Here is a 19,097-nt window from a genome sequence, read left to right on the forward strand (position 1 = left end):
ATGGTTCTCGACATTCTGGCAATCGGCGCCCACCCCGACGACATCGAACTCGGTTGCGGCGGCAGCCTGGCCAAGCTGGCCCGCGACGGTGCACGCATCCATGCGCTGGTGCTCAGCCGTGGTGGCCGTGGCTGCCATGCCGGCATCGACCGCAGCGACGAATCCCACCGCGCGTTGCGCCGCCTGGGTGTGACCGAGGTGATCCAGCAGGATTTCCCGGATACGCGCTTTCCTGCCTGCCGCAACGACATCGTCGCGGTGATCGAGCAGGCCTGCGCGCAGATCGCACCGCATCGCGTCTACACGATGTGCGGCGAAGACCACCACCAGGACCATCGCACCGTCCATGAAGCGTCAATCATCGCCTGCCGCAGCATCCCGCAGATCCTCTGCTACGAGAGCCCCAGCACCCTGCCGCAGTTCGCACCGCAGGTGTTCGAGGACATCAGCGCACAACTGGACCTGAAGATCCACGCATTGCGCGAGCATGCCAGCCAGGGCGATCGCCACTACATGCAGGAGGACCACCTGCGCTGCCACGCGCAGTTCCGCGGCCAGCAGATCGGCATCGGCCCCAGTGAGGGCTTCGTGCCCTACCGGCTGGTGCTGTGATGAAAACGCTGCTGTTCCTGGCCATGTGTGCCTTCATCCTGGTGCGTGTGTGCGTGCAGGCCTCGCGTCGCCCCAGCACGCGCCTGTACAGCATCGATGCGATCGTGCCGGCCTACAACGAAGCGCCGTGCCTGGAGCGCTCGTTGACCGGCCTGCTGCAGAACCCCTACGTGGCACGGGTGATCTGCGTGAACGACGGTTCGACCGACAACACCGCCCAGGTACTTGATGCGCTGCAGGCGCGCTGGCCCGGGCGCCTCGTGGCCGTGCACCAGGCCAACACCGGCAAGGGCGGCGCGCTGATGCATGGCCTGCGGCACGCCACCGCCGAGCAGGTGTTCCTGACCGACGCCGACACCCACATCGATCCGCGCGGCCATGGCCTGGGCCACCTGCTGGACGAGATCGAGCGCGGTGCCGATGCGGTCGGTGGCGTACCCTCGTCCAGCCTGCAGGGTGCCGGCTTCCTGCCGCATGTGCGCGCCAGCCTGAAGCTGCCGATGATCGTCATCAAGCGCAGCTTCCAGCAATGGCTGGGCGGCGCACCGTTCATCGTCTCCGGCTCGTGTGGCCTGTTCCGCACCTCGGTGCTGCGCAAGGTCGGTTTCTCCGACCGTACCCGCGTCGAAGACCTGGACATGTCCTGGTCGCTGGTCGCGCAGGGCTACCGTGTCCGCCAGAGCGTGCGCTGCGTGGTCTACCCGCAGGAATGCAACACGCTGGTGGAGGAATGGCGGCGCTGGCGACGCTGGATCGTCGGCTATGCGGTATGCATGCGCCTGCATCGCGGCCTGCTGCTGACCCGCTTCGGCGTGTTCAGCATCCTGCCGATGATGCTGCTTGCCCTTGCCGGCATCGTGCTGACGCTGCAGGTCTGGTTCGGTGCGGCCCAGCTGCATGGGCCGGGTGGCCTCGCCCTGTCGGTGATGCCGTTGTTCTGGATCGGCATCGTCATGTTGCTGGCGGTGATCAGTGCGATCCACCACCGCCGCGCGTCGCTGGTCCCTGCCGCCGCGTTCTCGATGCTGTACGTGCTGCTCGCCTATGCGATCTGGCTGATGCATGGCGTGGCCGGGCTGTTTACCGGCCGCGAGCCGGCACGCGACAAGCCGACCAGGTATCCGCATGTGGTGGAATGACCTCGCGGCCATGGCCGACGCGCTATCGAGGCTGCCACCCCACGTCGATTCCAGCGCCCAGGTTTCGCCGCGTGCGATCGTGCGGGGCGAGGTACGGATCGGCGCTGGCAGCCGCATCTGCGACGGCGCCCAGCTGCACGGGCCGGTATCGATCGGCCGCGACTGCCTGATCGGCAACAACGCATTGCTGCGCGGTCCGCTGCACATCGGTGATGGCGTGCGCATCGGCTTTGCCAGTGAACTGAAGAACGCACTGATCGGCGACGGCGCCTGCATCGGCCCGCAGTGCTTCATCGCCGACAGCCGCGTCGACGCCCGTGCCTACCTGGGCGCGCTGGTGCGTACCAGCAACCATCGCCTGGATGGCGCAACGGTCACCGTCCACATCGGCGACACCGTCATCGACAGCCAGCGCGACAAGCTCGGCGCCTGGATCGGCGAAGGTGCCGCGCTGGGCGTCGGCGTGATCATTCTGCCCGGTCGCATCGTCGCCCCGGGCAGCCAGTTCGGCCCGCGCATCACCGTGGAACGAAACCTGCCGCCCGGTCGCTACCGGCTGCTGCAGTCGCTGCATTCCCAACCCCTGGAGTAACCCCATGCGATTGATCATCCGTGGCGCACTGCCGTGCGCCCTGCTGCTGGCTGTGTCCAGCGCCCATGCCGGCATCGACCGGGTCTCGGTGCAGCTGGATCATGCCGACTACACCGATGGCTTTGGCAAGCGCGACGTACAGACCGTGGATGTGGCCGGTCGCAGCGGTGACAGCCGCTGGCATCTGGGCCTGGCCCATGGTGAACGCGACTACGGCAGCAAACGCTTCAGCGGCAATCGGGTGCAGGGCTCCCTGCACCAGCGCTGGAGTCAACGCTTTTCGACCCGCACCGCCTTCACCGCCTCCAACGATGACCCGGTATTCGTCAACCGCCAGCTCAACCAGGACTTCCAGTGGAAGGTGGCACCGCAGACCGTGCTGAGCGTGGGCGGCAAGTACGCCCAGTACCATGCCGGCGCATACGTGAGTGGCTGGTCGGTAGGTGCCTCGCACTACTTCCCGCGCGTGACCACCTCACTGCGCCACGAGCGGCATCGCCAGTCCAATGGGCCCGACGGCCATGGCACCACGCTGTCACTGCGCCTGAAGGATGCGCAGGGCGGTGGTTCGACCCAGCTGTGGCTGGGCAGCGGTACGTCCGGCTACACCGCCGATTCCGATCCGCTGCTGCTGCGCGAACACGATGCACGTCGTGCCTTCCTGCGCCGCAGCCAGCCGCTGGGGGAGCATCTGGTGCTGGACATGGGCATTGGCAAGACCTGGCACAGGACGCGCCTGGACCGCTTCCAGAGCGTGCAGTCGCACCTGGGCCTGGGCTACCACTGGTAGAGCCGTGGCCGGTCGGCGGCGCGTGACGCCGCCGACCCTCGATCAACAGGCTTCAGCGCCACCACGCGCGCGCCAGCGCCAGCGCGCCGACGGCACCGGACACCCAGCTCCACATCGGCAGGTCGCCCCAGTACCAGCCTGGCGGCTGCAGCACGTACACCAGTGCGGCGATGGCCAGCAGGCCGACGCCGGTGATCGCACCGACCGCGCGTTTCTGCAGGCGCTGCACGCTGGCATCGAGCGCGACCAGATCGCGCGAGCGCATCGCCAGCTCATGGCGGCCCTCCACCTGCTGGGTCAGCCAGGCGTGCACCAGGCGCGGCATGTCCGGCGCGTGGGTCATGATTTCCGGCAAGCGCTTGCCGATCTCGCGCACGACCCGACGCGGGCTGTAGCGCTCACGCAGGATCTTCGCCAGCACCGGCTTGGCCACCGCCCAGATGTCGATCTGCGGATCCAGCTGGCGCCCGACACCTTCGATGTTCAGCAGGGTCTTCTGCAGCAGGATCAGCTGCGGCTGCAGGGTCAGCTGGTAGCGCTGCGCCACGCGGAACAGCTTCATCAGCACTTCGGCCAGCGAGATCTGCGACAGCGGGCGGGTGAAGTACGGCTCGCACACCGAACGCACGGCCGCTTCCAGATCATCGATGCGCACGTTGTCCGGCATCCAGCGCGCCTGCACGTGCAGTTCGGCGATGCGGCGATAATCGCGGTTGAAGATGGCCATGAAGTTCTCGGCCAGGTAGTACTGATCTTCCTGCGACAGCTGGCCCATGATGCCGAAGTCCAGCGCGATGAAGCGCGGGTTGGCGCGACGCGACGGATCGGTATCGACCCAGATGTTGCCGGCGTGCGCATCGGCATGGAAGAAGTTGTCGCGGAACACCTGGGTGTAGAACACCCGCACGCCCTTGGCGGCCAGCGCCTTGCGGTCGATGCCGGCCTTGTCCAGTGCAGCGATGTCATCGGACGGAATGCCCCACACGCGCTCCAGGGTCAGCGCGCGCTCGGCGGTGTGGCTCCAGATCACTTCCGGCACGTACAGGTCGTCGCTGTTTTCCCAGAAGCGGCGCAGCACGCTGGCATTGGCGCCTTCGCGCTGCAGGTCCAGCTCAGCGGCCAGGGTGTTCTCGACTTCGGCCACCACTTCGCGCGGACGGATCTTGTCGGCACGCGGATGGGTACGCTCGACCAGGGCGGCCAGCGAGTTGAGCAGGGCGATGTCGGCGTCGATCTGCTTCTCGATGCCCGGGCGCAGCACCTTGACCACCACCTGGCGGCCATCGGCCAGCGTGGCCGCATGCACCTGTGCGATCGAGGCCGAGGCCAGCGGTTCGGTATCGAAGCTGGCGAATGCCTCGCTGACCGGCAGGCCGAGTGCTTCCTCGACGATGCGGCGCGCGGTATCGCCGTCGAACGGCTTGACCCGGTCCTGCAGCAGGGTCAGTTCGTTGGCCACGTCCGGCGGCACCAGGTCGCGGCGGGTGGACAGGATCTGGCCGAACTTGACGAAGATCGGGCCGAGATCCTGCAGCGCCAGGCGCAGGCGCGCACCGCGCGACTGTACAGCGATGTCGGCCGAAGCACGCGGCACGAACGGTTTGGCCAGGCGCAGCCAGCGCTCAGCCGGCGTGCCCTGCAGCAGGTCGTCCAGGCGGTAGCGCAGGATCACCCGGCCGATGCGGCTTGCCCGCAGCACGGCCTTCATGCGGCACCCCGCAGGCGCTGGACGCGCGCGCCAAGGCGCTCGACGTCATCGCGCAGCACGTCCACATCATCGTGGAAGGCATCCAGTTCGGCGCGCGGCACCACGTCGCGCGATTCCTCGGTGATGAATTCGGCGGCGCTGTGGGCCAGATCGATCGCACCCTGGCGCGCGTGCTGCAGGGCGCTGCGCAGGGTGTTGGCCACCTGCACGCCCAGTACCTCGCCGAACACGCTGACGAAGGGCTGCTGCCAGTCCGGGTCGAAGCCCTGGGCCAGCTGCTGGAGGCGTCGCGCCAGTTCGGCGTCACCGGCCACGCGTACACGGCCCTTGTTGTTGGACTCGCCGCGCCGTGCGTTGGCCAGCAGCGGCAGCTGCGCCAGCACACCGGCCAGGCTGCTGCGCACGGCCAGGTCGGCTTCCTGCGCATCCACCGGGCCGACCCGCAGCTGGTCGCCGTCGACGCTGATGCGCATCGCCAGCGACGGCGCTTCCAGGGTCAGGTCGATGTGCCGGCCATCGAGGCTGGCCAGTGCATGGCGGGTATCCGGATCCAGCGCCAGCGCGCGGTTCAGGGCGATCTGCAGGGCGCGGCCGGCGACCGGCTTGAGGGACTTGAGCAGGGAAAGAGCCATGTGCGCATTCTACCTGCGTGGGTGGGGGGCTTGCGCCGGGCTGCCGCCCGGCACCCGCGGTAGTGCCGTCCGCTGGCCGGCAACCTCAACCTCAAAAGCTGGCGACCCGTGGGATGGCGGGGTGGGTCCCGTTGCTGCGCAACGGGCTCTGACCCCAATGCTGATGGGATCTGGCGTTGGTAGATGCCGACCTTGGTCGGCGCTGGATGTCAGGGGGCCAACCATGTTTGGCCGCTACCCGAGCTGACAGCCCGGTGATTCATCTGTGCCTCACCTGGGTGGCTATGGAAGGTTCATGCTGTACGGCCACGCAACGCACAGGACATCTCATTCCCATGGCACGGACCCGGGTCGGCATTATCTTCGGGGGCAAATCCTCCGAGCACGAGGTTTCACTGCAGTCGGCGAAGAACATCCTCGATGCGCTTGATCGCGAGCGCTTCGAGCCGGTGCTGGTCGGCATCGACAAGCAGGGCCAGTGGCATCTGAACCAGCCGGACACCTTCCTGATCAACGCCGATGATCCGTCGCGCATCGCGCTGCATCGCTCTGGCCAGTCGCTGGCGGTGCGCCCGGGTGCGGAAAAGGCACAGCTGCAGCCGTCCGATCCGGCCAGCGCGCTGGGCCAGATCGATGTGGTGCTGCCGATCGTGCATGGGCCGCTGGGCGAAGACGGTGCGCTGCAGGGCCTGCTGCGCATGGCCAACCTGCCCTTCGTCGGCTCGCCGGTACTGGGTTCGGCAGTGGCGATGGACAAGGACGTGACCAAGCGCCTGTTGCGCGACGCTGGCCTGCAGGTGGCACCGTGGCTGTGCATCCGTCGCCACCAGGCGGCAACGGTCGATGTCGATGCGGTGATCGCACAGCTCGGCCTGCCGCTGTTCGTGAAGCCGGCCAACCAGGGTTCGTCGGTGGGCGTGAGCAGGGTCAAGGACGCAGCGGGCTTCGCCGAGGCACTGGCATTGGCGCTGCGCTACGACCACAAGGTGCTGGTGGAATCGGCGGTGGTCGGCCGCGAGATCGAGTGCGCGGTACTGGGCAACGCGCATCCGCAGGCCAGCCTGTGCGGCGAGGTGGTGGTGCACGACGAGTTCTACGCCTACGACACCAAGTACATCAACGAAACTGGCGCCGAGGTGGTGGTACCTGCGGATATCGATGCCGCAACCCAGGCGCGCATCCAGCAGATCGCACTGCAGGCCTACCAGGCGCTGGAGTGTGCCGGCATGGCGCGCGTGGACGTATTCCTTACTGCTGGCGGCGGGATCGTCATCAACGAGGTCAACACGCTGCCGGGCTTCACCCGCATCAGCATGTACCCGAAATTGTGGGGTGCCAGCGGTGTCGATTACACGACGTTGATTACGCGCCTGATCGAACTGGCACAGGAGCGTCACGAAGCCGATCGCGGATTGCACAGCGCCGTGTAGCGTTGTGATCGCCCGCAGAGCCGAGCATGGCTCGACTCTGCGGAAAGCGATGCCGGCCAGCGGCCGGCACTACCGGCTAGCCGCGCTTGCGGAACATCGAGATCACCGCAAGGATCAGGAACACCACGAACAGGATCCAGGCGATGTTCGTTGCGGCGCCGGCAATGCCGGAAAAGCCCAGAACGGCGGCGATGATGGCGATGACAAAGAAAATGATGGCGTAATGCAGCATGGCGCTCCTCGCGGGTGGTCGAGCCTTGGATGGCGTGGGTCCATCCTCCCGATCCTGCGGTGTGCAACCAGTGACGGCGATCTATGCAGCAGATGAAGCCTTCAGCCTGCGCAGCCCTTCTTCGATGCTGACCTGCGGCACATAGCCGAAATCGCGGCGGGCCGGCTCCATGCTGTACCAGTGCGGCGTGCACAGCTGCTCGGCCAGGAAGCGGGTGAGCGGCGGCTCGCCACGCAGGCGCAGCAGCGGCCACAGCCGTTCGCAGACCGCGCCGATGCGATAGGCGGTCTTGAAACTGATCGCCTTGTCCACCGTCGGCGCGCCAACAGCGGCCAGCAGCCGGTTGACCAGCTCGCGCATGGGCAGCGGTTCGCCGTTGGAAATGAAGTAGGCCTTGCCCGCACACGCGGCACCCGGCGCCAATGCCTCGAAAGCGAGGAAATGCGCGAGCGCGGCGTTGTCGATGTAGGTGGTATCGACCTTGTTGTTGCCGTCGCCGACCAAGCGCAGGCGACCCTGACGTGCACGCTCGGCCAGGCGTGGCACCAGCTGCTGGTCACCCGGGCCCCAGATCAGGCGCGGGCGCAGTGCCACCGTCGCCAGCGATACATCGTTGGCGGCCAGCACGCGCTGTTCGGCGATCGCCTTGGTCGCCGCATACGGTGCCTGGAAGTCCTCGCCGTACGGCACCTCGTCAGCCCCCAGGCCTTCCACCGGATGCGTGGCGCGGTGGGTCACGCTGGGCGTTGAGGTGTAGACCAGCCGGTTGATGCCGTGCGCGCGGCATGCCGCAATGACATTGTCGGTGCCGACCACGTTGGCCTGGTGGTAGCTGTCATAGCTGCCCCAGGCGCCGGCCTTGGCGCCGTTGTGGAACACCGCATCGACGCCGGCCACCGCGTGCAGCACTGCCTGCGCATCGGCCAGATCGCCGCGGATCTGGCCCACGCCCATGGCCTGCAGTTCCGGGTAGTGGCTGCGGTTGAACGCCAGCACCTGGTGGCCACGTTCGACCAGCCCGCGGCACAGCGCCTGGCCAAGGAAACCACCACCACCGGTGACCAGGATCTTCATGCGCGCTTCTCCAGTTCGGCGCTGGCCCAGACGGCGAGCTTCTCGCGGCCGATCTTGGCGTTGTGACGGATATCGACGGGGAACGCGGGATGCATCAGGAAGTGCTGCAGGCCGGCCTCAGGCGTGCGCGCTGCGGCATGCGCACGCAGCGCTTCCTGCAACGCCGGGCTGTCGCTCTGGCCACGCTGCAGTTCCACGCACAGCACCGGTACCTGCGCACCCGCCGGGCCAACGCCGACCAGTGCCGTGCGTGCCACGCCGGGCACGGTATTGAACACCGGCTCGACCTGTTCGGTGTACAGCGGCCCTTGTGCGGTTTCCACGCGATGGGTCTTGCGCCCGCAGAACCACAGCCGGCCCTGCGCATCGAAGTAGCCCACGTCACCCATGCGATGGACGATGCGGGTGCTGCCATCGGCCAGCGTCTCGCGGATCTTCGCGGCGGCCGTGGCCTGCGGGCGGTTGAAGTAGCTGTCGGTGGCGGTCGGGCCAGCCACCGTGATTTCTCCCACTTCGCCAACCGCCAGCACGCGCGCCTGCGACCAGTCGGCCAGCGGGGCGTCGTCGATGGCGATGATGCGCACCTCGTTGGGGGCCACCACGCTGCCCACGCAGGTGCCGGCGCCGGCCTCGGTGGCCGCGCGGGTACGCTCCAGCTCACGCCCCTCGACCACCGCCACCGGCAGGCACTCGGTGGCGCCGTACGGGGTCCAGAACTGCGCATCGGCGGGCAGCAGGCTGCGGATGGTGGCGACCACGTCCGGCGGCACCGGCGCACCGGCCGAGGTCACCCGGGTCACCGTCGGCAACGGCCGGCCATGCCGGGCCAGCACCCGCATCAATGCCGGCGAGCCGAACAGCTGGGTCACGCCGAAGCGCTGGATGGCATCGTGCAGGCGTGCCGGATCGGCCTGCGCCGGCCGGGTCGGGTCCATGTCCGGGATCACCGAGGTCAGGCCCAGCGCCGGGTCGAACAAGGCAAAGGGCGGGAAGGTCGGCAGGTCCACGCCGCCCGCTTCCATGCCGAACGCGCTGCCCAGCAGCTGGATCTGGCCCACGAAGTGGCGGTGGCGGTAGACCACGCCCTTGGGCACACCGGTGGAGCCGCTGGTGAACAGGATCGCCGCCATGTCCTCGCCATCGGTATCGGCCAGCATCGCCCCGCCCTTGGCGCCGGCGCGCTCCAGCGCAGCCAGGCTGGTACCGCCCCAGCCGAGGCGGCGGCCAACGGTGACCAGGCGGGTCGCCGACGGCGCCCAGCGCAGCGCCAGCCGCGCCACGTGCGCCAACGGAATGCCGATGAAGGCCTGCGGCTGCGCCTCGTCCAGGCACTGTTTCAGCGCGCGCTTGTCGATGCCCGGATCGACCAGCACCGGCACCGCGCCCAGCTTGAACAACGCGAACATCAGCAGGAAGAACTCCGGCGACGGCCGCACCATCACCACCGTGCGCACTCCACGGCCGATCCCATAGCCGGCCAGGCCGGCGGCCATGGCATCACTGCGGGCGTCCAACTGGCGGTAATCCAGGGTGACATCGTAGGCGGCCATGCCGTTGCCGGCGCCCCGGCGGCCCGGGCAGCGGATGGCGATCTGGTCAGGGCGTTCACGCGCCAGTTCAGGCAGGCGCGCGGCAATGTTGCAGGGTCGGTTCATCCGTTCATTGTCGCCGCTTACGGAATTTCTTGCGCGGCGGCCCACTTCGTGGAAAATCCGCACCCTCGTTCCTGATTCCGACTGCCGCCCGAGGCGGCTTGCCCATGCAACATCCCTGCATGACCTGCGGCGCCTGCTGCACCCAATACCGCGTGGCCTTCCACTGGATGGAATCGGACGAGGTCACCCCCGGCGGCGTGCCGCACCAGCTGACCGAGGTGCTGGACCCGCACCGCCTGTGCATGCGCGGCACCCACTCCAAGCCGGTGCGCTGCGTGGCGCTGGACGCGCAGATCGGCGTGTACTCACGCTGCACCATCCACCCCAACCGGCCCAGCGTGTGCCGTGAGGTGGATGCATCGTGGGAGTACGGCAAGGCCAGCCCGCAGTGCGACAAGGCACGCATCGCCTACGGCCTGGACCCGCTGACGCTGGCCGACTGGCGCTGGCGCGATGACGCCGACAATGACGACGATCACCCGGACGACAACGGCAACAGCCCGTCCTCACCGCCGCAGGCACCGGTCGCGGCGTAGTAGTGCCGGCCGCTGGCCGGCAACCTCATGAACCCTTCGAGTGTGCCGACCAACGGTCGGCACCCACCGGAAGAGGAAGGGGTGGGTGCCGACCGTTGGTCGGCACACCGATCAGATCGGGTTCTTGTCCAGAAAAGCGCGGATCTCCGGCACCAGCACTTCGTGCTTGTCTTCCAGCACGTAGTGCCCGGCGTCCTCGAAGGCATGCACCTGGGCCTGCGGCAACGCGGCCTGGAAGCCCTTCAGGAAGTGGTGGTCGAACACGAAGTCGCGCAGGCCCCAGCCGAGGAAGGCCGGTCGGTCGGCGAACGACGGCAGCGCCTTGCCGGCCCGCTCCAGCAGCGACCAGGCCTTGTCGGCCGGCGACAGCGGGATGTCCTGCATGAAACGGATGGTGCTGATCCGGTTGGCCCAGCTGTTGTACGGCGACACGTAGGCGCGGCGCACGTCGGCCGGCATCTTCCGCTCCACGCCCAGCCACGAGGCACCGGACGAGAACGCATTGAAGCTGCGGATGATCCACTCGCCGATCTTCCAGTGGCGGCCCAGCGCGATCTGCCACGGCATCGTCTTCGCCGCCGGCATCGGGAACGCGGCGGTATTGAGCACCACCAGGCGCTTGACCTGGTCGTGGTGCGACAGCGCCCAGCCGAAACCGATCATGCCGCCCCAGTCGTGCACCGCCAGGGTCACCGGGCCGGTGATGCCCAGATGCTTGAGCAGCGCATCGAGGTCGTCAACGCGCGACTGCAGCGTGTACTCGTAGCGGCTGTCATCGGGCTTGTCCGACAGGCCCATGCCGATGTGGTCCGGCACGATGCAGCGGTATGTGTCCGACAGGCCGGCCACCAGCGTGCGCCAGTAATAGCTCCACGACGGGTTGCCATGCACCATCACCACCACTTCGCCATCGCGCGGGCCTTCGTCGAGATAGTTCATCGACAGGCCGGGGCGAACCTCGAAGCGCTGCGGGTGGGCGGGGTAACCGGGAAGATCGCGCATGCGGAGCACCTAGGGAGAGTCGCGGCGCAATGTGGAGCCGAACCGTTGCTCGGCTGCTCTCCGGTCCGCTGCGGAAGAGCCGCGCTGCGCGCGTGAGCCGAGCATGGCTCGGCTCTACAGGAGGTCGGGCAGCGGGCTGCTTACCAGACCACTTCGGCCATCGAGCAGTTCAGGCCGGAACCAATGCCCAGAAGTGCAATGCGATCGCCCTTCTTCAGCTTGCCCAGCTGCTTGAGCTTGCTCAGCACGATCGGCACCGAGGCCGGGCCGATGTTGCCGTGCTCGCCGAAGATGGTCATGACCTTCTTCGGGTCGATGCCGAAGTTCTTGATGAACGCAGCGGTGTGCGGCTGGCTGACCTGGTGGATCACGAACTGGTCCAGCTCTTCCACGGCCCAGCCCAAGGCGATCTTCGCGGCGGTGAAGGTCTTCTGGGCCAGCTTGATGCCTTCGATCAGCAGCAGGCGGGTATCGGTGACCATGCGGTCCAGATTGCCCAGGCACAGCTGGTTCCACTCGGTGGCCGAACGGGTCACGCCACCCTTGTAGCGGGGTGCATCCGGCACCAGTTCCGAGCGCGCCATCACCATCGCGGCGGCGCCCGAACCGGTGGTCAGGGCGGCCAGCTCGTTGCGGAAGTCGTCGGCGGTGACGTCCGGGGCGGTCATGCGCTCCAGGGTCTTCTCGTACACCAGGTTGGCGGTCTCGCCATCCACCACCAGCGCGTAGTCGATGTCGCCACGCTCGATCATGCGCGCCGCGATATCCATGCCGTTGATGAAGGCCAGGCAGGCATTGGCGACGTCGAAGGTCATGCACTCGTCGCTGACGCCGAGGTTGCCCGACACGATCGAGGCGGTGGACGGCTCCAGGTAGTCGCGGCTGACCGAGGTGTTGACCAGCAGGCCGACCTGCGTCGCATCGATGCCTGCGTCTTCCAGCGCCTTGCGGCCGGCCATGGTGGCGGCATCGGACGCCAGCACGCCGTTGTCCCACAGGCGGCGGGCATGGATGCCGGCGATATCGCCGAGCACGTCGGTGCGGATACCGAGGCGATCCAACGTCGGCTGCAGCCGCTCGTTGATTTCCTTGGTCGTCAGCGTATGCGGCGCATCAACGTGTGCCAGGCCGGCGATCGAGACATTCTTGAAGAGCATCGAGGTTAGCGCCAAGGCTCAGGCAAAAGGGGGCGCTATTCTATAACCCCCGGGGCCTTCACCGCATCTTTACGAATTCAGGCTTGGCCGTATGGTGAAGCGTTCAGCGCGGCGGGCACTGGAACGCGGCGAACCGCTGGCTGCCATCGGCGGGCGCGGCGGCGGCCTGTACGGCGTTGGCGCCGGCACTCGGGGCCTCGTTGCGGGCCAGGGTTTCCAGCTCTTCCTGCACGCGCAGCGGGTTGCGGTTGTAGAAGCCGACCTTGCTCTTCACGGTGACCACCACCTCGCCCTTGGCGATGCAGCCGGCCGGAACCGGACCTGCCGGCAACACGCGGGTCGCCTTGCCGGCCGGTTCGATCGGCACCCAGGTACAGGCAGTGACGGTGAGCAGCAGGGAGGAAAGCAGCAGAACGCGCATGGGCAGATCCTGGAAGGGTATGGGGCGATTCTGCCTGAACAGCCTGAATCGGGGGTAGCCGGGGCCGGGGTCAGAGCCCCTGCGGGGATCCGACCCCAGGTCGGCGGAGGGGTCGGATCCCCCGCAGGGGGCTCCGACCCCTTAAGGGTTTGCCGGCCAGCGGCCGGCACTACCGGGGGAGCCGGCCCGCCACAGGGCGGGCCGGGTCGTGCCTTATTTCTTGACCGGGTTGCCCTCGGCGTCGATCACCGTCACCTCGCCCAGGTTCAGCGCGCGCACGGCCGCTTCGGTCTGCTTGAGATCGCCCACCACCACCCAGGTCAGGGCCTGCGGCTTGATCTCGGCAGCGGCCTGCTGCACCTGCGCCGGGGTCATCGCTTCGATCTCGGCCTTGCGACGCAGCACATAGTCGTCCGGGCGCTTGAACTGCACGATCGAACCGATGGTCGCGGCCACGGCACTGGCGGTCTCGTAGGCACCGGGCAGGCTGAGGGTCTGGATGTTGCGGATGCGGTTGACTTCGGCAGCGGTGGCCGGCTTGCTGCCGTCGGCGAATGCGGCGATCTCCTTGCGCATTTCCGCCAGTGCCGGGCCGGTCTTGTCGATCTGCACCGGCGCACTGGCCATCCACGGGCGCTGGCCCACCGAACTGGTCGCGCTGCTGCGCGCGCCGTACGACCAGTGCTTGTCCTCGCGCAGGTTCATGTTCAGGCGCGAGGTGAAGTCGCCGCCGATCACGCCGTTGGCAATGTCGAAGCGGGTCGAACTGGCGGCGCTGGACGGCGCCACCACCTGGCCGGCGAACAGGTTGGCCTGCACCGCACCCGGCTGGTCGATCAGGAACACGCGCGGGCCCTTCGGCAGCGCGACATCGGTGGCCGCCTTCACCTGCGGCGCCTCGCCGGTCGCCTTCCAGTCACCCAGCTGCTTGTCCAGCAGCGGCACGATCTCGGCCAGGGTGGTGTCACCGACCACGATCAGGGTGCCATTCTGCGGGCGCAGCCAGTCGTGGTGGAAATCAACCAGATCTTCGCGGGTGAGGCCGTTGATCGCCGCCTCGTCGCCGCTGCCGGTGAACGGGATGGCGTACGGGTGGCCCTTGCCGTACAGCAGCGGCGGCAGCACGCGCATGGCCACTGCACCCGGGTTCACCTTCTCCTGCTGGATGCCGGCGATCCAGGTCGCCTTGACCCGGTCGATCTCGCCCTGCTCGAAACGCGGTTCGCGCAGCAGGTCGCGATACAACGCCAGCGACGGTGCCAGGTTTTCCTTCAGCGCCGACAGGTCCACGCTCATCGAGTCCAGGCCGGCCGAGGCATCCAGGCTGGCGCCCAGTGCGTCGGCGGCGTCGGCGAAGGCCAGCGAACCGAGCTTGCCGGCGCCTTCGGTCATCAGGCTCATGGTGAAGTTGGCGGTGCCGGGCTTGCGACCCTGGTCGGCGCTGAAGCCGCCCGGGAACTGGTAGCTGAACTGCACCACCGGAATCTCGTGGCGTTCGGCCAGGATCACCTGGGTGCCGTTCTTCAGCGTGGCGCGCTGCAGTGCCGGGAACTTCAGCTGCGGGAACTCGCGGGTCTGCGGCACGCCGGCCTTGCGGTCCACCTGTTCCGGCAGGGTGCTGTACTTCGGGTCCACCGCCGGCACGGTGAACGGCTTCGGCGTCTGGCTCGGTTCTTCCTTCAGCGCCACGCGCTCACCCGGTGCGATCACCAGGGTGTGGCTGCCCTTGTCCAGCCACTGTGCGCCCAGGCGGCTCAGATCGGCGGCACTGGCCTTCTCGATGTTGGCCAGCGAGGTGCGGAAGCAACCCGGGTCGCCGGTGAACACCGCGCACTCGGCCAGCGCATCGGCCTTGCCGCCGAAGCCACCGATGCGCTCGATGCCACGGATGAAGCCGGCACGGGCGCCGGTCTTGGCGCGCTCCAGCTCGGCCGCGGTCGGGCCCTGCTTGATCAGGCGGTCCAGTTCCTCGTCGATGATCTTCTCGACTTTGGCCGGGTCCTGGCCCTGCTTCACGGTCGCCACGATCACGAAGTTGGAGCCCAGCTGCGAGGTCGACAGGCCCGAGCCGATGCTGTCCACCAGCTTGTCCTGGTGCTGCAGGCGCTGGCTCAGGCGTGAGGACTTGGCGCCGCCCAGCACTTCGGAGAACAGCTGCAACTGGTCGATGTCGGCGGTGCCGACCTGCGGCACGTTCCAGGCGCGGTAGATGCGCGCCTGCGGCACCTTGTCGGTCATCGTCTCGCGGGTATCGGCACTGCGCTTGGCCACGTTCACCGCCGGCTGCGCCATGGTCGGGCCAGCGGGGATGCTGCCGAAGTACCTGGCGACCTTCTCCTTGGCGGTGGCCAGATCGATGTCGCCGGCCAGCACCAGCACCGCGTTGTTCGGGCCATACCAGGTGCGGAACCAGGTCTTCACGTCATCCAGCGAGGCCGCGTTGAGATCGTTCATCGAGCCGATCACGCCGTGGTGGTACGGGTGGCCAACCGGATACAGCGCCTTGTTGATCTGGTCCCAGGCCTGGCCGTAGGGCTGGTTCTCGCCCTGGCGCTTCTCGTTCTGCACCACGCCGCGCTGCTCGTCCAGCGCAGCCTGGTCGATCGCACCGACCAGATGGCCCATGCGGTCCGACTCCATCCACAGTGCCATGTCCAGCGCGGTGGTCGGCACGTTCTCGAAGTAGTTGGTGCGATCGGTGTTGGTGGTGCCGTTCTGGCCGGTGGCACCGACCTGCTTGAACGGTTCGAAGAATTCGCCGTCGTGGTTCTCGCTGCCCTGGAACATCAGGTGCTCGAACAGGTGCGCGAAGCCGGTGCGGCCGGCCGGCTCATCCTTGCTGCCCACGTGGTACCAGACGTTGACCGCGACGATCGGCGCCTTGCGATCGGTATGCACGATCACGCGCAGGCCGTTGGGCAGGGTGAACTGCTCGTACGGGATATCGACCTTGGCCGGTGCCGTCGGCCTGGCGGCAAGCGCGGAGGTGGGCGCAAGCGTGCCCAGGGCGGTGCTGAGGGCGACGGCCAGCAATGCGGCGCGCGGGCGAAGGGCGAGAGACATATCCGGATCCTTGGTCACATAGGTGAACCCCGATCCTAGCCTGCGCAGGCAACGGCAGGAATCGGTCGCCAGTCACTGGGGGTGTTTGCCCTGAAGGCCTTCCGGCCCGGCCCCAGCCGGGGGGCGTGAACCGTCACATGTGCCGGCTGAAGGCGTCCGGACAGTGTCCGCGGCACATCGAATGGACAGGTGTCCGCCCACCGGACACTTCTCGATTGATAAAAAACCCTTGTAAATCAATGAATAAAAGTTGGCACGGGGATTGCTTGGCACTTCCTGCGCCAGGAAGGGCTTCAGACGCAAGCTGACTGAAGACTGAACAAATGCAGGGAATCGAAAATTCTCCTTGCATCCCCAGAATCGGTGTACTACCTTACTACCACACCACTGCTCACCAACACTAAACAGGCCCCGTCATGAACGCCAAGACCATTGCCATCGCCATCGCCCTGATCGCCGGCACCGCGGTTGTTTCGTCGGTGCAGGCCTCCGAATCCATCAAGACCCTGGCCACCGTGCAGGTTCGCCCGGCCGCCGACCAGCTGGCCCAGCAGGCCTGGGAACAGGCCAGCGGCATCCCGACCCTGGCCACCGTGGAAGTGCGCCCGAGCGCCGACCAGCTGGCCGAGCGCAGCGGCTACGTCGCCGCCCCGGTCGCCGCCGCGATGCCGATCACCACCCTGGCCTCGGTGGAAGTGCGCCCGAGCCTGGAACAGCGCGTCGCCCTGGCCGCCGAACTGGAAGCCCAGCGCTACGCCGCCACCCTGGCTGCCGCTGCCACCAGCGTCGCCAACCAGGTGATCGTCAACCTGCCGGCCCTGCAGGTGCGTCCGAGCGCTGCCGACCTGCAGGCCCTGGCCACCGAAACCGCCCAGGTCCTGCTGCGCCCGTAAGCGGTGCCGCCCTGCCCAGCGCAGGGCGTGCGCCGTAGAGGCGGCCGCCGTCGCAGGTACACTGCGCCGATGAATGCCGCGCCCCCGTTCCACGTAATCCTGTTCCAACCGGAAATCCCGCCCAACACGGGCAATGTGATCCGGCTCTGCGCCAACACCGGCGCGCAGCTGCACCTGGTCGAGCCGCTCGGCTTCGCACTGGAAGACAAGCAGCTCAAGCGCGCCGGCCTGGACTACCACGAGTACTCGCGCCTGCAGGTGCACCCCGACCTGGACACCGCGCTGGCGCGGATCGCACCGAAGCGGTTGTTCGCCCTGAGTACGCGTGCCAGCGTGCGCTATGACAGCGTGGCGTTCGAAGATGGTGATGCCTTCCTGTTCGGCCCGGAAAGCCGTGGCCTGCCGCAGGACGTGCTCGATGCGCTGCCGGATGGCCGCCGCCTGCGCCTGCCGATGCAGCCGGACAACCGCAGCCTCAATCTTTCCAACACCGTTGCCGTGGTGATGTACGAGGCGTGGCGGCAGCATGGGTTTGCCGGCGGCGCGTAAACCGCCTCAGGTGGGTGCGAAGCGCTGCTGATGGGTGTGACCTGCTTCTGGTGGGTGCGGACCTTGGTCCGCACTGTTCCCCGGTCGCGTGCCGAAGGAGTGTGCCAACCAAGGTTGGCACCTACCAAAGACAGATCAAGGCGGCTGCAGAAACTTCTGGAAAGATGTGCCAACCAAGGTTGGCACCCACCGGAACCAGGTTTCAGAACGCGTTGATGCCGGTCAGTTCGCGGCCGATCACCAGCTGGTGCACGGTCTCGGTGCCTTCATAGGTGATCACCGATTCCAGGTTCAGTGCGTGCCGGATCGCCACGTGTTCGGTGGTGATGCCGGCCCCACCCAGCAGATCGCGACATTCGCGGGCGATGTCGATCGCCATGCGGCAGTTGTTCCATTTGGCCAGGCTGACCTGCTGCGGCTGCAGCTGCCCGGCTTCCTTCAGGCGGCCCAGCTGCAGCGCCAGCAGCTGCGCGGTGGTGATGCGGCGGGCCATTTCGGCCAGCTTGATCTGCGCGCTCTGGGTGGCCGCCAGCGGGCGGCCGAACAGCACGCGCTCCTTGGAATAGCCCAGCGCTTCATCCAGGCAGGCAACGGCGGCACCGATCGGGCCCCAGCTGATGCCGTAACGGGCCTGGGTCAGGCAGCCCAGCGGCCCCTTCAGGCCCTTCACGTTCGGCAGGCGATGGCTGTCGGGCACGCGCACGTCATCGAAGAACAGCGCGCCGGTCAGCGACGCGCGCAGGCTCATCTTGTGCTTGATCTCCTGCGTGGTGAAGCCGGCCATGCCCTTCTCCAGCACGAAGCCCTGGATGCCGTCCTCGGTCTGCGCCCAGACGATGGCCAGGTCGGCCACCGGGCCGCTGGTGATCCACATCTTGCTGCCGCTGATGCGCCAGTCGCTGCCGTCGCGCACCGCGCGGGTCTTCATGCTGGCCGGGTCGGACCCACCGTGCGCCTCGGTCAGGCCAAAGCAGCCGATCAGTTCGCCGCGCGCCATCGCCGGCAGCCACTGCTGGCGCTGTTCCTCGCTGCCGTAGGCATAGATCGGGTACATGCACAGCGAGCTCTGCACCGAGACGAAGCTGCGCAGGCCCGAATCGCCGCGCTCCAGCTCCTGGCAGATCAAGCCATAGCTGACCGCACCCAGATCACCGCCGCCGTATTCGGCCGGCAGGGTGGCGCCCAGCAGGCCCAGCGAGGCGATCTCCGGCACCAGTTCAGAGGGGAAACGGGCCTGGTCGAAGGCATCGCCGATGATCGGCAGCACGCGCTCGTTGGTGAAGCGGGCGACGCTCTCCTGCACCGCGCGCTCTTCCTCATTGAGCAGGGAACGGACATCGAACAGATCGTACGGATGCAAAGCCATGGCACTCACGCGCAGTCAGGACCCGGCCATTGTCGGTCATCCGGGCAGAGCGTGCCGACCAGGGTCGGCACCCACCCGGGCCGCAGCCTTACGCTGCACCGCAGCAATCGTGACGTGAACATCGGCGATCTAGCTCGATCACGCGCGGCCCGGTACCCTGACACATTCAAACAACCGTTTCGCTCGTGGCTGCACGCGCGATTCCCAGGCACCGCCGGTGGCCCCGATGCCGGCCCTACCCACGAG

At 67.5% G+C, this 19,097-nt stretch carries 18 protein-coding genes; 8 read left to right on the forward strand and 10 right to left on the reverse strand.

Features of this window, described 5'->3' with window-relative positions; genetic code table 11:
* The 4 genes from AC5P98_RS15475 to AC5P98_RS15490 are packed head-to-tail and all read left to right on the forward strand — an operon-like array spanning nt 1 to nt 3,133.
* The gene (locus tag AC5P98_RS15475) at nt 1–612 is read left to right on the forward strand and encodes a PIG-L deacetylase family protein (RefSeq protein ID WP_014645552.1); all 612 of its coding nucleotides are present in this window, start codon (nt 1–3) and stop codon (nt 610–612) included.
* A complete protein-coding gene (locus AC5P98_RS15480) occupies nt 612–1,751 on the forward strand; it encodes a glycosyltransferase family 2 protein (protein WP_014645551.1) in 1,140 nt (379 codons plus the stop codon). Before AC5P98_RS15475 ends, AC5P98_RS15480 begins: the two co-directional genes overlap by 1 nt.
* Entirely contained in the window at nt 1,738–2,343 is a 606-nt protein-coding gene (locus AC5P98_RS15485) for an LbetaH domain-containing protein (RefSeq protein WP_049405179.1), read from the forward strand. The genes AC5P98_RS15480 and AC5P98_RS15485 overlap by 14 nt, the downstream gene beginning before the upstream one ends.
* A 4-nt stretch (nt 2,344–2,347) precedes the next feature.
* The gene (locus AC5P98_RS15490; RefSeq protein ID WP_032962225.1) at nt 2,348–3,133 is read left to right on the forward strand and encodes a YaiO family outer membrane beta-barrel protein; all 786 of its coding nucleotides are present in this window, start codon (nt 2,348–2,350) and stop codon (nt 3,131–3,133) included.
* Between the two features lie 52 nt (nt 3,134–3,185).
* Here AC5P98_RS15490 and ubiB read toward each other — a convergent pair whose 3' ends face one another.
* Nucleotides 3,186–4,841, reverse strand: coding sequence for a ubiquinone biosynthesis regulatory protein kinase UbiB (gene ubiB, locus AC5P98_RS15495; RefSeq protein ID WP_049405181.1), 1,656 nt, complete (start codon nt 4,839–4,841; stop codon nt 3,186–3,188).
* Entirely contained in the window at nt 4,838–5,473 is a 636-nt protein-coding gene (locus tag AC5P98_RS15500; protein WP_495230091.1) for a ubiquinone biosynthesis accessory factor UbiJ, read from the reverse strand. Before AC5P98_RS15500 ends, ubiB begins: the two co-directional genes overlap by 4 nt.
* Nucleotides 5,474–5,808: 335 nt before the next feature.
* Here AC5P98_RS15500 and ddlA point away from each other — a divergent pair, with 335 nt between their 5' ends.
* A complete protein-coding gene (ddlA, locus tag AC5P98_RS15505; RefSeq protein ID WP_495230092.1) occupies nt 5,809–6,903 on the forward strand; it encodes a D-alanine--D-alanine ligase in 1,095 nt (364 codons plus the stop codon).
* 76 nt (nt 6,904–6,979) lie between these two features.
* Here ddlA and AC5P98_RS15510 read toward each other — a convergent pair whose 3' ends face one another.
* The 3 genes from AC5P98_RS15510 to oleC form a co-directional block, all read right to left on the reverse strand.
* Complete coding sequence (locus tag AC5P98_RS15510; protein WP_005407633.1) at nt 6,980–7,135, reverse strand: DUF1328 domain-containing protein; 156 nt, start codon at nt 7,133–7,135, stop codon at nt 6,980–6,982.
* Between the two features lie 81 nt (nt 7,136–7,216).
* Nucleotides 7,217–8,209, reverse strand: a complete 993-nt coding sequence (gene oleD / locus AC5P98_RS15515; protein WP_014645546.1) for a 2-alkyl-3-oxoalkanoate reductase — start codon at nt 8,207–8,209, stop codon at nt 7,217–7,219.
* A complete protein-coding gene (gene oleC / locus AC5P98_RS15520; RefSeq protein ID WP_041862955.1) occupies nt 8,206–9,864 on the reverse strand; it encodes an olefin beta-lactone synthetase in 1,659 nt (552 codons plus the stop codon). The genes oleD and oleC overlap by 4 nt, the downstream gene beginning before the upstream one ends.
* A gap of 104 nt (nt 9,865–9,968) precedes the next feature.
* Here oleC and AC5P98_RS15525 point away from each other — a divergent pair, with 104 nt between their 5' ends.
* On the forward strand, nt 9,969–10,400 hold the full coding sequence (locus AC5P98_RS15525; RefSeq protein WP_029380125.1) for a YkgJ family cysteine cluster protein: 432 nt from the start codon (nt 9,969–9,971) through the stop codon (nt 10,398–10,400).
* Nucleotides 10,401–10,511: 111 nt separating this feature from the next.
* Here AC5P98_RS15525 and AC5P98_RS15530 read toward each other — a convergent pair whose 3' ends face one another.
* From AC5P98_RS15530 to AC5P98_RS15545, 4 genes are all read right to left on the reverse strand, one after another.
* Entirely contained in the window at nt 10,512–11,402 is an 891-nt protein-coding gene (locus AC5P98_RS15530; RefSeq protein WP_014645544.1) for an alpha/beta fold hydrolase, read from the reverse strand.
* Between the two features lie 140 nt (nt 11,403–11,542).
* Entirely contained in the window at nt 11,543–12,559 is a 1,017-nt protein-coding gene (locus AC5P98_RS15535; RefSeq protein WP_014035559.1) for a 3-oxoacyl-ACP synthase III, read from the reverse strand.
* 103 nt (nt 12,560–12,662) lie between these two features.
* Nucleotides 12,663–12,980: a DUF4156 domain-containing protein gene (locus tag AC5P98_RS15540; RefSeq protein ID WP_005407628.1), complete on the reverse strand. Its 318-nt coding sequence runs from the start codon at nt 12,978–12,980 to the stop codon at nt 12,663–12,665.
* A 213-nt stretch (nt 12,981–13,193) separates the two neighbouring features.
* The gene (locus AC5P98_RS15545) at nt 13,194–16,043 is read right to left on the reverse strand and encodes a M16 family metallopeptidase (RefSeq protein ID WP_049405196.1); all 2,850 of its coding nucleotides are present in this window, start codon (nt 16,041–16,043) and stop codon (nt 13,194–13,196) included.
* A 416-nt stretch (nt 16,044–16,459) separates the two neighbouring features.
* Between AC5P98_RS15545 and AC5P98_RS15550 the strand changes: the two genes are divergently transcribed.
* Nucleotides 16,460–16,936 carry an XAC0231 family protein gene (locus AC5P98_RS15550; protein WP_049405198.1) on the forward strand — a complete coding sequence of 159 codons (477 nt, stop codon included), beginning with the start codon at nt 16,460–16,462 and terminating at the stop codon, nt 16,934–16,936.
* A gap of 69 nt (nt 16,937–17,005) precedes the next feature.
* Nucleotides 17,006–17,485: a tRNA (cytidine(34)-2'-O)-methyltransferase gene (locus tag AC5P98_RS15555; protein WP_049405201.1), complete on the forward strand. Its 480-nt coding sequence runs from the start codon at nt 17,006–17,008 to the stop codon at nt 17,483–17,485.
* A gap of 202 nt (nt 17,486–17,687) precedes the next feature.
* On the opposite strand, the gene AC5P98_RS15560 is transcribed toward AC5P98_RS15555, so the two are convergent.
* On the reverse strand, nt 17,688–18,851 hold the full coding sequence (locus tag AC5P98_RS15560) for an acyl-CoA dehydrogenase family protein (protein WP_049405203.1): 1,164 nt from the start codon (nt 18,849–18,851) through the stop codon (nt 17,688–17,690).
* Nucleotides 18,852–19,097: the final 246 nt, after the last annotated feature.

It is taken from the genome of Stenotrophomonas sp. YJH_SMC_135 (genome assembly GCF_059372355.1).

Bases quoted from the DNA above. Each gene is read 5' to 3' on its own strand.
- ubiB (WP_049405181.1), bottom strand. From the start codon at position 4,841: ATGAAGGCCGTGCTGCGGGCAAGCCGCATCGGCCGGGTGATCCTGCGC.
- AC5P98_RS15545 (WP_049405196.1), bottom strand. From the start codon at position 16,043: ATGTCTCTCGCCCTTCGCCCGCGCGCCGCATTGCTGGCCGTCGCCCTC.
- AC5P98_RS15490 (WP_032962225.1), top strand. From the start codon at position 2,348: ATGCGATTGATCATCCGTGGCGCACTGCCGTGCGCCCTGCTGCTGGCT.
- AC5P98_RS15480 (WP_014645551.1), top strand. From the start codon at position 612: ATGAAAACGCTGCTGTTCCTGGCCATGTGTGCCTTCATCCTGGTGCGT.
- AC5P98_RS15500 (WP_495230091.1), bottom strand. From the start codon at position 5,473: ATGGCTCTTTCCCTGCTCAAGTCCCTCAAGCCGGTCGCCGGCCGCGCC.
- AC5P98_RS15525 (WP_029380125.1), top strand. From the start codon at position 9,969: ATGCAACATCCCTGCATGACCTGCGGCGCCTGCTGCACCCAATACCGC.
- AC5P98_RS15530 (WP_014645544.1), bottom strand. From the start codon at position 11,402: ATGCGCGATCTTCCCGGTTACCCCGCCCACCCGCAGCGCTTCGAGGTT.
- AC5P98_RS15555 (WP_049405201.1), top strand. From the start codon at position 17,006: ATGAATGCCGCGCCCCCGTTCCACGTAATCCTGTTCCAACCGGAAATC.
- AC5P98_RS15560 (WP_049405203.1), bottom strand. From the start codon at position 18,851: ATGGCTTTGCATCCGTACGATCTGTTCGATGTCCGTTCCCTGCTCAAT.
- AC5P98_RS15475 (WP_014645552.1), top strand. From the start codon at position 1: ATGGTTCTCGACATTCTGGCAATCGGCGCCCACCCCGACGACATCGAA.
- AC5P98_RS15540 (WP_005407628.1), bottom strand. From the start codon at position 12,980: ATGCGCGTTCTGCTGCTTTCCTCCCTGCTGCTCACCGTCACTGCCTGT.
- oleD (WP_014645546.1), bottom strand. From the start codon at position 8,209: ATGAAGATCCTGGTCACCGGTGGTGGTGGTTTCCTTGGCCAGGCGCTG.
- AC5P98_RS15485 (WP_049405179.1), top strand. From the start codon at position 1,738: ATGTGGTGGAATGACCTCGCGGCCATGGCCGACGCGCTATCGAGGCTG.
- ddlA (WP_495230092.1), top strand. From the start codon at position 5,809: ATGGCACGGACCCGGGTCGGCATTATCTTCGGGGGCAAATCCTCCGAG.
- oleC (WP_041862955.1), bottom strand. From the start codon at position 9,864: ATGAACCGACCCTGCAACATTGCCGCGCGCCTGCCTGAACTGGCGCGT.
- AC5P98_RS15535 (WP_014035559.1), bottom strand. From the start codon at position 12,559: ATGCTCTTCAAGAATGTCTCGATCGCCGGCCTGGCACACGTTGATGCG.
- AC5P98_RS15550 (WP_049405198.1), top strand. From the start codon at position 16,460: ATGAACGCCAAGACCATTGCCATCGCCATCGCCCTGATCGCCGGCACC.
- AC5P98_RS15510 (WP_005407633.1), bottom strand. From the start codon at position 7,135: ATGCTGCATTACGCCATCATTTTCTTTGTCATCGCCATCATCGCCGCC.